14 protein-coding genes are annotated in these 13,456 nt (G+C 52.8%); all 14 read left to right on the top strand.

The window, feature by feature from the left end; genetic code table 11:
• Positions 1-135: 135 nt before the first annotated feature.
• Entirely contained in the window at positions 136-594 is a 459-nt protein-coding gene (gene asnC / locus OGY07_RS10585) for a transcriptional regulator AsnC (protein ID WP_000433016.1), read from the top strand.
• A 90-nt stretch (positions 595-684) separates the two neighbouring features.
• Positions 685-1,128, top strand: coding sequence for an FMN-binding protein MioC (gene mioC, locus OGY07_RS10590; protein WP_042287345.1), 444 nt, complete (start codon positions 685-687; stop codon positions 1,126-1,128).
• A 378-nt stretch (positions 1,129-1,506) separates the two neighbouring features.
• On the top strand, positions 1,507-3,396 hold the full coding sequence (mnmG, locus tag OGY07_RS10595; RefSeq protein ID WP_286600435.1) for a tRNA uridine-5-carboxymethylaminomethyl(34) synthesis enzyme MnmG: 1,890 nt from the start codon (positions 1,507-1,509) through the stop codon (positions 3,394-3,396).
• 106 nt (positions 3,397-3,502) lie between these two features.
• Positions 3,503-4,126, top strand: coding sequence for a 16S rRNA (guanine(527)-N(7))-methyltransferase RsmG (gene rsmG / locus OGY07_RS10600; protein ID WP_042287339.1), 624 nt, complete (start codon positions 3,503-3,505; stop codon positions 4,124-4,126).
• A 616-nt stretch (positions 4,127-4,742) separates the two neighbouring features.
• Positions 4,743-5,123 carry a F0F1 ATP synthase subunit I gene (gene atpI, locus OGY07_RS10605; RefSeq protein WP_042287337.1) on the top strand — a complete coding sequence of 127 codons (381 nt, stop codon included), beginning with the start codon at positions 4,743-4,745 and terminating at the stop codon, positions 5,121-5,123.
• Between the two features lie 8 nt (positions 5,124-5,131).
• On the top strand, positions 5,132-5,947 hold the full coding sequence (gene atpB, locus OGY07_RS10610) for a F0F1 ATP synthase subunit A (RefSeq protein WP_042287334.1): 816 nt from the start codon (positions 5,132-5,134) through the stop codon (positions 5,945-5,947).
• A 46-nt stretch (positions 5,948-5,993) separates the two neighbouring features.
• A complete protein-coding gene (atpE, locus tag OGY07_RS10615; protein WP_000429386.1) occupies positions 5,994-6,233 on the top strand; it encodes a F0F1 ATP synthase subunit C in 240 nt (79 codons plus the stop codon).
• Positions 6,234-6,292: 59 nt separating this feature from the next.
• Positions 6,293-6,763: a F0F1 ATP synthase subunit B gene (gene atpF, locus OGY07_RS10620; protein ID WP_003023796.1), complete on the top strand. Its 471-nt coding sequence runs from the start codon at positions 6,293-6,295 to the stop codon at positions 6,761-6,763.
• 14 nt (positions 6,764-6,777) lie between these two features.
• Entirely contained in the window at positions 6,778-7,311 is a 534-nt protein-coding gene (atpH, locus tag OGY07_RS10625; protein WP_060569954.1) for a F0F1 ATP synthase subunit delta, read from the top strand.
• Positions 7,312-7,323: 12 nt separating this feature from the next.
• Positions 7,324-8,865, top strand: a complete 1,542-nt coding sequence (gene atpA / locus OGY07_RS10630; protein WP_042287327.1) for a F0F1 ATP synthase subunit alpha — start codon at positions 7,324-7,326, stop codon at positions 8,863-8,865.
• Between the two features lie 50 nt (positions 8,866-8,915).
• Positions 8,916-9,779, top strand: a complete 864-nt coding sequence (gene atpG, locus OGY07_RS10635; RefSeq protein ID WP_042287324.1) for a F0F1 ATP synthase subunit gamma — start codon at positions 8,916-8,918, stop codon at positions 9,777-9,779.
• Between the two features lie 26 nt (positions 9,780-9,805).
• Complete coding sequence (gene atpD / locus OGY07_RS10640) at positions 9,806-11,188, top strand: F0F1 ATP synthase subunit beta (protein WP_042287321.1); 1,383 nt, start codon at positions 9,806-9,808, stop codon at positions 11,186-11,188.
• Positions 11,189-11,208: 20 nt separating this feature from the next.
• On the top strand, positions 11,209-11,628 hold the full coding sequence (locus tag OGY07_RS10645; protein WP_001251971.1) for a F0F1 ATP synthase subunit epsilon: 420 nt from the start codon (positions 11,209-11,211) through the stop codon (positions 11,626-11,628).
• 311 nt (positions 11,629-11,939) lie between these two features.
• Positions 11,940-13,310 carry a bifunctional UDP-N-acetylglucosamine diphosphorylase/glucosamine-1-phosphate N-acetyltransferase GlmU gene (gene glmU, locus OGY07_RS10650; protein WP_205613148.1) on the top strand — a complete coding sequence of 457 codons (1,371 nt, stop codon included), beginning with the start codon at positions 11,940-11,942 and terminating at the stop codon, positions 13,308-13,310.
• Positions 13,311-13,456 lie beyond the last annotated feature (146 nt).

The following is a 13,456-nucleotide window of genomic DNA, read 5'->3' on the forward strand; positions in this document are numbered from 1 at the left end:
TCCTGTTGCCTCTGATTAAGCAACAGAATGCGGTCATTATTCAATAATCCACAAACAAAAAGCCGTTGTCGATTTTAATTCGATAAAAATCGGGTCTAAAATAGAGTGAATCATTAATCAACATAAGAAAAACCTATGGAAAATTATCAGATCGACAATCTGGACCGCGGCATCCTCGACGCTTTAATGGAAAATGCCCGCACCGCCTACGCCGAACTGGCAAAACAGTTTGGCGTAAGTCCCGGGACCATTCACGTACGTGTAGAAAAGATGAAGCAGGCAGGGATCATCACCGGCGCACGCATCGATGTCAGTCCTAAGCAGTTGGGTTATGACGTTGGCTGCTTCATCGGCATTATCCTTAAAAGCGCGAAAGACTATCCCTCTGCGCTGGCCAGGCTGGAAAGTCTTGATGAGGTCACTGAAGCGTATTACACCACCGGGCACTACAGCATCTTTATAAAGGTCATGTGCAAATCGATCGACGCGCTCCAGCATGTACTTATCAACAAGATCCAAACAATTGATGAAATTCAGTCCACCGAAACGCTGATCGTCTTGCAGAACCCGATTATGCGCACCATCAAGCCATGAATGGCTTTTTTAATCCCACATTTTTCCACAGGTAGATCCCAGCTCGCTCACAGCGTACAATACCCGCCTCTTTAGATGAGCGAGCGATCCATGGCAGATATTACCCTTATCAGCGGCAGCACCCTTGGCGGTGCGGAATACGTAGCGGAACACCTGGCAGAAAAGCTGGAAGACGCCGGTTTTTCAACCGAAACCCTGCACGGTCCGCTGTTAGAGGATCTCTCGCTCTCCGGGATCTGGCTGATAATCAGTTCCACACATGGCGCAGGGGACATTCCGGACAACCTGGTGCCTTTCTATGACGATCTTCAGGCGCAGACCCCCGATCTCTCACAGGTTCGTTTTGGCGCAGTGGGCATCGGTAGCCGCGAATATGACACTTTCTGTGGCGCAATCGAAAAGATAGAAACAGAAATGAAGGGCGCAGGAGCAAAACAGCTTGGCGAAACGCTGAAGATCAACATTCTCGATCACGACATACCGGAAGATCCAGCGGAAGCCTGGCTGGGATCGTGGATTAATTTACTCAAATAAGTGTAAAGATCGTGCGATCGAGTGTGGATAACTCTGTCAGGAAGCTTGGATCAACCGGTAGTTATCCAAAGAATAACCGTTGTTCAGTTTTTGAGTTGTGCATAACCCTTCATTCTGATCCCAGCTTATACGGACCAGGATCACCGATCATTCACAGCTAATGATCCTTACCAGGTCATTGATCTTACTGGCGGGATCCGGCTTATCCACAGCCTGGCGCGATCCTAATAAGAGATCACAATAGAACAGATCTCTAAATAAAAAGATCTTCTTTTTAATACCCAGGATCCCGGGTCTTTCTCCATCGGCTAAAGTTGAGTAGAATCCACCGCCCGGGCTTCAATCCATTTTCATACCGCGTTATGCGAGGCAATTACCATGTTTTATCCGGATCCTTTTGACGTCATTATCATTGGCGGGGGTCATGCAGGCACTGAGGCCGCGATGGCCGCAGCGCGTATGGGTCAACAAACCCTGCTTTTGACACACAATATCGACACGCTGGGGCAGATGAGCTGCAACCCGGCGATTGGCGGTATTGGAAAGGGACACCTGGTAAAAGAAGTGGATGCGCTCGGGGGGTTGATGGCAAAAGCGATCGACCAGGCAGGTATTCAGTTTAGGATACTAAACGCCAGCAAAGGGCCCGCGGTTCGCGCCACGCGCGCCCAGGCGGATCGCGTTCTGTATCGCCAGGCGGTGCGAACGGCGCTGGAGAACCAACCGAACCTGATGATCTTCCAGCAAGCGGTTGAAGATCTGATTGTCGAAAACGATCGTGTGGTTGGCGCAGTAACCCAAATGGGGCTTAAATTCCGTGCGAAAGCGGTCGTTCTCACCGTCGGAACGTTCCTTGACGGCAAAATACATATTGGTCTGGATAACTACAGCGGTGGCCGTGCGGGCGATCCGCCGTCTATCCCCCTTTCCCGCCGCCTGCGGGAACTGCCGCTGCGCGTGAGCCGTCTCAAAACCGGCACACCGCCACGTATTGATGCGCGCACTATTGATTTCAGCGTGCTGGCGCAGCAACATGGCGACAACCCGATGCCAGTCTTCTCGTTTATGGGCAATGCGGCGCAACATCCGCAGCAGGTGCCGTGCTACATCACCCACACCAACGAGAAAACCCATGATGTGATCCGTAATAACCTCGATCGTAGCCCAATGTACGCTGGCGTGATCGAAGGGATCGGCCCGCGTTACTGCCCGTCGATCGAAGACAAGGTTATGCGCTTCGCCGATCGTAACCAGCATCAGATCTTCCTCGAACCTGAAGGACTGACCTCCAACGAGATTTACCCGAACGGCATCTCCACCAGCCTGCCGTTTGATGTGCAGATGCAAATTGTTCGCTCAATGCAGGGCATGGAAAATGCCAAAATCGTCCGTCCGGGTTACGCCATTGAATATGACTTCTTCGATCCGCGTGACCTGAAGCCGACGCTGGAAAGTAAATTCATCCAGGGGCTGTTTTTTGCAGGCCAAATCAACGGTACCACCGGCTACGAAGAAGCAGCTGCGCAAGGTTTGCTTGCCGGTCTTAACGCGGCTCGTCTGTCTGCTGACAAAGAGGGCTGGGCGCCTGCGCGTTCACAGGCCTACCTCGGCGTGCTGGTGGACGATCTGTGTACGCTGGGTACCAAAGAGCCGTACCGCATGTTTACTTCTCGTGCGGAATACCGCCTGATGCTGCGTGAAGACAACGCCGACCTGCGCCTGACCGAAATGGGCCGTGAGCTGGGGCTGGTGGATGATGAACGCTGGGCGCGTTTTAACGAGAAGCTGGAAAACATTGAGCGTGAACGCCAGCGGCTGAAATCCACCTGGGTAACGCCGACAGCGGAAACCGCGGACGAAGTCAACGCTCACCTGACCGCGCCGCTCTCCCGTGAAGCCAGTGGTGAAGACCTGCTGCGCCGCCCGGAAATGACCTACCAACAGCTTACCGCGCTGACGCCGTTTGCGCCTGCGCTTGACGATGTTCAGGCCGCTGAGCAGGTTGAAATTCAGGTGAAATATGAAGGGTATATCGCCCGTCAGCAGGATGAGATCGAAAAACAACTGCGCAACGAGAACACGCTGCTGCCTGCGGCCCTGGATTACCGTCAGGTCTCCGGGCTGTCGAACGAAGTGATCGCCAAGCTTAACGATCACAAACCGGTCTCTATCGGTCAGGCTTCGCGCATTTCTGGCGTGACGCCGGCGGCGATCTCCATCCTGTTGGTATGGCTGAAAAAACAGGGAATGCTGCGCCGCAGCGCATAACGTTTTGAAAAACGCCCGGTGGTGCTACGCTTACCGGGCCTACAAACCCGTAGGGCGGGTTAGCCAGGTGCCACCCGCCACGTAAGCATCTCAACAGGTAATCACCGTGCTCAATAAACTCTCTCGCCTGCTGGCTGACGCTGGCATTTCGCTTACCGATCACCAGAAAAATCAGCTGATTGCGTATGTCGACATGCTGCATAAATGGAACAAAGCCTACAACCTGACCTCAGTGCGCGATCCTAACGAGATGCTGGTCCGTCATATTCTCGACAGCATTGTGGTTGCGCCGCATTTGCAGGGCGAGCGTTTTATCGATGTGGGGACAGGCCCTGGGCTGCCGGGTATTCCGTTGTCCATCGTCCGTCCTGAATCACATTTCACCCTGCTCGACAGCCTGGGGAAGCGGGTTCGTTTCCTGCGCCAGGTACAGCATGAGCTTGCGCTCAAAAATATCACCCCGGTCCAGAGCCGCGTTGAAGATTTCCCCGCTGAACCGCCGTTTGACGGGGTGATCAGTCGCGCGTTCGCCTCACTCAATGACATGGTGAGCTGGTGTCGCCATTTGCCTGGCGAGAACGGCCGTTTCTATGCGTTGAAGGGGCTCCTGCCAGAGGATGAAATCGCCGCGTTGCCTGCGCCGTTCCAGGTTGATTCCATTGTCAAACTGGCGGTGCCGCAGCTGGAAGGCGAGCGTCATCTGGTGGTGATTAAGCCAAATAAAATTTAATTTTTATCAAAAAAATTAAAGAAAAATGGCCCTGTTGCGTGTTAACAGGCGGCGTCATTTGGAGCGCGAAAACGGAGTATGCTTAACGCCATCTTCACTGACTGTTAGCACTTGGGTAACGTGGCTTTTTTTGGTAAAGACAAAATTAGTCAACATGGAAAATATCAGCCTGCTAAAAATCGAGGCTACCAATTAAAATGGCATGTTAAGTTTTTATTAAAAATGTCAATGGTAGGTTTTCGAGGTGTAAGCTGCCGTTTTTAAAACAGTGAGTAAATTTAGGCTTAAATATCAGAAAGTTGAAATGGCATCATTTGCCAAGTAAATATATGGCGTCGGGGCGAATATGCTCAATATGTGATCTGAAGCACGCTTTATCGCCAGTGTTTACGCGGCATTTGCAGTTTTGCTTGAACGTTCACAGTTTGGCAAAAAGTAATAAATGTGGCCTGTCGAAAAATATTTAAACATTTATTCACCTTTTAGCTACTTATTGTTTGAAATCACGAGGGCGCACCGTATAATTTGTCCGCTTTTTGATGCTTGACTCTAAGCCTTAAAGAACGTTTTATACGACACGCGGCATACCTCGTAGGGAGCAGGAGTTAAAAACGTGATGTCTGTGTCGCTCTTGAGTCGAAACGTTGCTCGTAAGCTTCTGTTCATTCAGTTTCTGGCGGTAGTGGCAAGTGGATTGCTGTTCAGCCTCAAAGACCCCTTCTGGGGCACTTCCGCATTTTGCGGAGGTATGGCAGTCTTTCTGCCTAACGTGTTGTTTATGATATTTGCCTGGCGTCACCAGGCGCATACACCTGCTAAGGGCCGAGTGGCCTGGACGTTCGCCTTCGGTGAAGCCTTCAAGGTGTTAGCGATGTTGATATTGCTGGTGGTGGCGCTGGCGGTTTTGAAGGCGGTTTTTTTGCCGCTGATCGTTACGTGGGTTTTGGTGCTGGTGGTTCAGATACTGGCGCCGGCTGTAATTAACAACAAAGGGTAAAAGGCATCATGGCTTCAGAAAATATGACGCCGCAGGATTACATAGGACACCACCTGAACAACCTTCAGCTGGACCTGCGTACATTCTCGCTGGTGGATCCGCATAACCCCCCAGCCACCTTCTGGACGCTCAATATTGACTCCATGTTTTTCTCGGTGGTGCTGGGTCTGTTGTTCCTGCTTATGTTCCGTAGCGTGGCCAAGAAGGCAACCAGCGGCGTACCAGGCAAGTTTCAGACCGCGATTGAGCTGGTGATCGGCTTTGTGCATGGTAGCGTGAAAGACATGTACCATGGCAAAAGCAAGCTGATTGCGCCGCTGGCCCTGACGATCTTCGTCTGGGTATTCCTGATGAACCTGATGGACTTACTGCCTATCGACCTGCTGCCGTACATCGCGGAGCACTGGCTCGGTCTGCCGGCACTGCGTGTGGTCCCGTCTGCTGACGTGAACATCACCCTGTCTATGGCGCTCGGCGTATTTATCCTCATTCTGTTCTACAGCATCAAAATGAAAGGCATCGGCGGCTTCACGAAAGAGTTGACGCTGCAGCCGTTCAATCACTGGGCGTTCATCCCTGTCAACTTAATCCTTGAAGGGGTAAGTCTGCTGTCCAAACCGGTTTCTCTCGGTCTGCGACTGTTCGGCAACATGTATGCCGGTGAGCTGATTTTCATTCTGATTGCTGGTCTGTTGCCGTGGTGGTCACAGTGGATCCTGAATGTGCCGTGGGCCATTTTCCACATCCTGATTATTACGCTGCAAGCCTTCATCTTCATGGTTCTGACGATCGTCTATCTGTCGATGGCGTCTGAAGAGCATTAATTTACCAACACTACTACGTTTTAACTGAAACAAACTGGAGACTGTCATGGAAAACCTGAATATGGATCTGCTGTACATGGCTGCCGCTGTGATGATGGGTCTGGCGGCAATCGGTGCTGCGATCGGTATCGGCATCCTCGGGGGTAAATTCCTGGAAGGCGCAGCGCGTCAACCTGATCTGATTCCTCTGCTGCGTACTCAGTTCTTTATCGTTATGGGTCTGGTGGATGCTATCCCGATGATCGCTGTAGGTCTGGGTCTGTACGTGATGTTCGCTGTCGCGTAGTAAGCGTTGCTTGAATTAAGAGCAATATCAGAACGTTAACTAGATAGAGGCATTGTGCTGTGAATCTTAACGCAACAATCCTCGGCCAGGCCATCGCGTTTGTCCTGTTCGTTCTGTTCTGCATGAAGTACGTATGGCCGCCGTTAATGGCTGCCATCGAGAAGCGTCAAAAAGAAATTGCTGACGGCCTTGCTTCTGCAGAACGAGCACATAAGGATCTTGACCTTGCAAAGGCCAGCGCGACCGACCAGCTGAAAAAAGCGAAGGCGGAAGCTCAGGTAATCATCGAGCAGGCGAACAAACGCCGCGCTCAGATCCTGGACGAAGCCAAAACGGAAGCAGAGCAGGAACGTACTAAAATCGTGGCCCAGGCGCAGGCGGAAATTGAAGCCGAGCGTAAACGTGCCCGTGAAGAGCTGCGTAAGCAAGTTGCTATCCTGGCTGTTGCTGGCGCCGAGAAGATCATCGAACGTTCCGTGGATGAAGCTGCTAACAGCGACATCGTGGATAAACTTGTCGCTGAACTGTAAGGAGGGAGGGGCTGATGTCTGAATTTGTTACGGTAGCTCGCCCCTACGCCAAAGCAGCTTTTGACTTTGCCGTCGAACACCAAAGTGTAGAGCGCTGGCAGGACATGCTGGCGTTTGCCGCCGAGGTAACGAAAAACGAACAAATGGCTGAGCTTCTCTCTGGCGCGCTGGCGCCGGAAACGCTCGCTGAGTCGTTTATCGCAGTATGCGGTGAGCAACTGGACGAAAACGGTCAGAACCTGATTCGGGTCATGGCTGAGAATAACCGTCTGAACGCGCTCCCGGATGTTCTTGAGCAGTTCATTCACCTGCGCGCCGCGAGTGAGTCTATCTCTGAGGTAGAAGTCACGTCCGCGACCGCACTGAGTGAAGAACAGCTTGCGAAGATTAGCGCTGCGATGGAAAAACGTCTGTCACGCAAAGTTAAGCTGAATTGCAAAATCGATAAGTCTGTAATGGCAGGCGTAATCATCCGCTCGGGTGATATGGTCATAGATGGCAGCGTACGCGGCCGTCTTGAGCGCCTTGCAGACGTCTTGCAGTCTTAAGGGGACTGGAGCATGCAACTGAATTCCACCGAAATCAGCGAACTGATCAAGCAGCGCATTGCTCAGTTCAATGTTGTGAGTGAAGCTCACAACGAAGGTACTATTGTTTCTGTAAGTGACGGTGTTATCCGTATTCACGGCCTGGCCGATTGTATGCAGGGTGAAATGATCTCCCTGCCGGGTAACCGTTACGCTATCGCATTGAACCTGGAGCGCGACTCCGTGGGTGCGGTGGTGATGGGTCCGTACGCTGACCTCGCCGAAGGCATGAAGGTGAAATGTACGGGTCGTATCCTGGAAGTTCCGGTAGGCCGTGGCCTGCTGGGCCGTGTGGTTAACACCCTGGGTGCGCCAATCGACGGTAAAGGTCCGGTTGAGCACGACGGCTTCTCTGCTGTTGAAGCTATCGCGCCGGGCGTTATCGAACGTCAGTCCGTCGATCAGCCGGTACAGACCGGTTATAAATCCGTTGACGCCATGATCCCAATCGGTCGTGGTCAGCGTGAATTGATCATCGGTGACCGTCAGACCGGTAAAACCGCGCTGGCAATCGACGCCATCATCAACCAGCGTGATTCCGGCATCAAGTGTGTTTACGTCGCTATCGGCCAGAAAGCCTCCACCATCTCTAACGTGGTGCGCAAACTGGAAGAACACGGCGCGCTGTCCAACACCATCGTGGTGGTCGCAACCGCGTCTGAATCTGCCGCACTGCAATACCTGGCGCCGTATGCCGGTTGCGCAATGGGCGAATACTTCCGTGACCGCGGCGAAGATGCGCTGATCATCTATGATGACCTGTCCAAACAGGCTGTTGCTTATCGTCAGATCTCCCTGTTGCTCCGTCGTCCGCCTGGACGTGAAGCATTCCCGGGCGACGTATTCTACCTCCACTCCCGTCTGCTGGAACGTGCTGCGCGTGTTAACGCCGAATACGTTGAAGCCTTCACCAAAGGTGAAGTGAAAGGGAAAACCGGTTCTCTGACCGCGCTGCCGATTATCGAAACGCAGGCAGGTGACGTTTCCGCTTTCGTTCCGACCAACGTAATCTCCATTACCGATGGTCAGATCTTCCTGGAAACCAACCTGTTTAACGCCGGTATTCGTCCTGCGGTTAACCCCGGTATCTCCGTATCCCGTGTAGGTGGCGCAGCGCAGACCAAGATCATGAAGAAACTGTCCGGTGGTATTCGTACCGCGCTGGCGCAGTACCGTGAACTGGCAGCATTCTCCCAGTTCGCCTCTGACCTTGACGATGCAACCCGTAAACAGCTTGACCACGGTCAGAAAGTGACCGAACTGCTGAAACAGAAACAGTATGCGCCGATGTCCGTTGCGCAGCAGTCTCTGGTTCTGTTCGCGGCAGAACGTGGTTATCTGGCGGATGTAGAACTGGCGAAAATCGGTAGCTTCGAAGCCGCTCTGCTGGCTTACGTCGACCGTGATCACGCTCCGTTGATGCAAGAGATCAACCAGTCCGGTGGCTATAACGACGAAATCGAAGGCAAGCTGAAAGGCATCCTCGATTCCTTCAAAGCAACCCAATCCTGGTAACGTCTGGTGGCCTGCCTTAAGGCGGGCCGCAAGGCATTGAGGAGAAGCTCATGGCCGGCGCAAAAGAGATACGTAGTAAGATCGCAAGCGTCCAGAACACGCAAAAGATCACTAAAGCGATGGAAATGGTCGCCGCTTCCAAAATGCGTAAATCGCAGGATCGCATGGCGGCCAGCCGTCCTTATGCAGATACCATGCGCAAAGTGATTGGTCACCTTGCGAACGGTAATCTGGAATATAAGCACCCCTATCTGGAAGAACGCGACGTTAAGCGCGTGGGCTACCTGGTGGTGTCGACCGACCGTGGTCTGTGCGGCGGCTTGAACATTAACCTGTTCAAAAAACTGCTGGCGGATATGAAAGCATGGTCCGATAAAGGCGTTCAGTGCGACCTCGCAATGATCGGCTCAAAAGGCGTGTCTTTCTTTAACTCCGTTGGCGGCAACGTTGTCGCCCAGGTAACGGGCATGGGGGATAACCCTTCCCTGTCCGAACTGATCGGCCCGGTTAAAGTGATGTTGCAGGCCTACGACGAAGGCCGTCTGGACAAGCTGTACATTGTCAGCAACAAATTTATTAACACCATGTCTCAGGTTCCAACCATCACTCAGATGCTGCCGTTACCGGCTTCAGAAGATGATGAACTGAAACGTAAAGCCTGGGATTACCTGTACGAACCAGACCCGAAAGCGCTGCTGGATACCCTCCTGCGTCGTTATGTGGAATCTCAGGTTTATCAGGGCGTGGTAGAAAACCTGGCCAGCGAGCAGGCCGCCCGTATGGTGGCGATGAAAGCCGCGACCGACAATGGCGGCAGCCTGATTAAAGAGCTGCAGTTGGTATACAACAAAGCTCGTCAGGCCAGCATTACTCAGGAACTCACCGAGATCGTCTCGGGGGCCGCCGCGGTTTAACCAGGTTATTTCGTAGAGGATTCAAGATGGCTACTGGAAAAATTGTCCAGGTAATCGGCGCCGTAGTTGACGTCGAGTTCCCTCAGGATGCCGTACCGCGCGTGTACGACGCCCTTGAGGTACAGAATGGTAATGAGCGTCTGGTGCTGGAAGTTCAGCAGCAGCTCGGTGGCGGTATTGTACGTACCATCGCCATGGGTTCTTCCGACGGTCTGCGTCGTGGTCTGGAAGTAAAAGACCTTGAGCACCCGATCGAAGTCCCTGTAGGTAAAGCAACGCTGGGTCGTATCATGAACGTACTGGGCGAACCAGTAGACATGAAAGGCGACATCGGTGAAGAAGAGCGTTGGGCTATCCACCGTGCCGCGCCGTCCTATGAAGAGTTGTCTAACTCTCAGGAACTGCTGGAAACCGGCATCAAAGTTATCGACCTGATGTGTCCGTTCGCGAAGGGCGGTAAAGTCGGTCTGTTCGGTGGTGCGGGCGTAGGTAAAACCGTAAACATGATGGAGCTGATCCGTAACATCGCGATCGAGCACTCCGGTTACTCTGTGTTTGCGGGCGTGGGTGAACGTACTCGTGAGGGTAACGACTTCTACCACGAAATGACCGACTCCAACGTTATCGACAAAGTATCCCTGGTGTACGGCCAGATGAACGAGCCGCCGGGAAACCGTCTGCGCGTCGCACTGACCGGTCTGACCATGGCTGAGAAGTTCCGTGACGAAGGTCGTGACGTTCTGCTGTTCGTCGATAACATCTATCGTTACACCCTGGCCGGTACGGAAGTATCCGCACTGCTGGGTCGTATGCCTTCAGCGGTAGGTTATCAGCCGACTCTGGCGGAAGAGATGGGTGTTCTGCAGGAACGTATCACCTCAACCAAAACCGGTTCTATCACCTCCGTTCAGGCGGTATACGTACCGGCGGATGACTTGACTGACCCGTCACCAGCCACCACCTTTGCGCACTTAGATGCAACCGTGGTACTGAGCCGTCAGATCGCGTCTCTGGGTATCTACCCGGCCGTTGACCCGCTGGACTCCACCAGCCGTCAGCTGGACCCGCTGGTGGTTGGTCAGGAGCACTACGACACCGCGCGCGGCGTCCAGTCTATCCTGCAACGTTACCAGGAACTGAAAGACATCATCGCCATCCTGGGTATGGATGAACTGTCTGAAGAAGACAAACTGGTGGTAGCTCGCGCACGTAAGATCCAGCGCTTCCTGTCCCAGCCGTTCTTCGTGGCGGAAGTATTCACCGGTTCTCCGGGTAAATACGTTTCTCTGAAAGACACCATCCGTGGCTTTAAAGGCATCATGGAAGGCGAATACGATCACCTGCCGGAGCAGGCGTTCTACATGGTCGGTTCCATCGACGAAGCCGTGGAAAAAGCCAAAAAACTTTAACGCCTTAATCGGAGGGTGATATGGCAATGACTTACCACCTGGACGTCGTCAGCGCAGAGCAACAAATGTTCTCTGGTCTGGTCGAGAAAATCCAGGTAACGGGTAGTGAAGGTGAACTGGGTATTTACCCGGGTCACGCCCCGCTGCTCACCGCCATTAAGCCTGGTATGATTCGCATCGTTAAACAGCACGGTCATGAAGAGTTTATCTATCTGTCCGGCGGCATTCTTGAAGTGCAACCGGGTAGCGTGACCGTTCTGGCTGATACCGCGATTCGCGGCCAGGATCTCGACGAAGCGCGAGCTCTGGAAGCGAAGCGTAAGGCTGAGGAGCACATTAAGAGCTCTCATGGTGACGTGGATTACGCTCAGGCGTCTGCGGAACTGGCCAAAGCGATCGCTAAACTGCGCGTTATCGAGTTGACCAAAAAAGCGATGTAACACCGGCTTGAAAGCATAAAAACCAGTCTCTTTGCAGGCTGGTTTTTTTTTGCCTGGGAAACAGGCGTCAGGCGCGATCTTTCTTTATGTCTCAAAAAAATAGCAAAAACATCGTGCTAACGCTTTAATCAAGGTTCGACGCGACTTTTCGCAAGACAAAAACCGCGTCAATGGTCGAAAATGTCGCTCTCGCCGTCGGAGAAAGTCCGATAATGAGCGTTTTATCTTCTTCCCATTTCACGCTGAAAAAAATGTAGTATTTTCAATGTGAAACGGTATAAATTCGTTCTCAAATTACAGTCAGGACGCGTATGTTGAACAAAGCTATGAGCGTAGTGATCCTTGCCGCAGGCAAAGGCACACGTATGTATTCCGATCTTCCTAAAGTGCTGCATACCCTTGCCGGTAAAGCGATGGTCCAGCATGTCATTGATGCGGCGAATGAATTAGGCGCTTCTCAGGTTCACCTGGTCTATGGACACGGTGGCGATCTGCTTAAAAAGACGCTGAAAAATGACAATCTTAACTGGGTACTCCAGGCTGAACAGCTGGGAACCGGCCATGCGATGCAACAGGCCGCGCCCTTCTTTAGTGATGACGAAGACATTTTAATGCTCTACGGCGACGTGCCGCTGATCTCCGTTGAAACGCTGACCCGACTGCGCGACGCCAAACCGCAGGGCGGCATTGGCCTGCTCACGGTTAAACTGGATGACCCAAGCGGTTACGGGCGCATTACGCGTGAGAACGGTCAGGTTACCGGCATTGTTGAACATAAAGACGCCACCGATGAACAGCGACAGATCCAGGAAATCAATACCGGTATCCTGATTGCTAACGGCGCGGATATGAAGCGCTGGCTGGCGAAACTGAACAATAACAATGCGCAGGGTGAGTACTACATCACCGATATTATTGCGATGGCGTACCAGGAAGGGCGTGAAATCGCCGCCGTGCACCCGGCTCGCATCAGTGAAACCGACGGTGTGAACAACCGTCTGCAGCTTTCCCGACTTGAGCGTATTTACCAGTCCGAGCAGGCGGAAAAGCTGCTGCTGGCAGGCGTGATGTTACGTGACCCGGCGCGTTTCGATCTGCGCGGCGTCCTTAATCACGGGCGCGATGTTGAAATTGATACTAACGTTATCATCGAAGGGAATGTGACGTTAGGTCATCGCGTGAAGATTGGCGCGGGCTGTGTGATTAAAAACAGCGTTATTGGCGATGACTGCGAAATCAGTCCCTACAGCGTGGTGGAAGATGCGCATCTGGAAGCGGCCTGCACCATTGGCCCGTTCGCACGTCTGCGTCCAGGAGCGGAGCTGCTGGAAGGCGCGCATGTGGGCAACTTTGTTGAAATGAAAAAAGCGCGTCTGGGCAAAGGCTCTAAAGCGGGTCATTTGACCTATCTGGGCGATGCGGAAATTGGCGACAATGTGAATATTGGCGCAGGGACGATTACCTGCAACTACGATGGCGCGAACAAATTTAAAACTATCATTGGCGACGATGTCTTTGTCGGTTCTGACACGCAGCTGGTGGCGCCAGTGAGCGTAGGCAAAGGAGCGACCATCGCCGCAGGAACGACCGTGACGCGTGACATCGCGGATAACGAGCTGGTGCTGAGCCGCGTGCCGCAGGTTCATAAGCAAGGCTGGCAGCGTCCGGTGAAGAAAAAGTGATTTTGTCGGCCAGATAAGCGTTAGCGATATCCGGCAGACACGGGATGAGGCGATAAAAATATATCGCCCGCCAACATGCAGTACCCATAAAAATAACCCCACTCTCTACAAGGCTCGGGGCGCCCGGAAAGACGGGTTTTATCTTA

The sequence above is a fragment of the Citrobacter sp. Cs237 genome (assembly GCF_030332325.1).
Lineage (GTDB): Bacteria > Pseudomonadota > Gammaproteobacteria > Enterobacterales > Enterobacteriaceae > Citrobacter_A > Citrobacter_A sedlakii.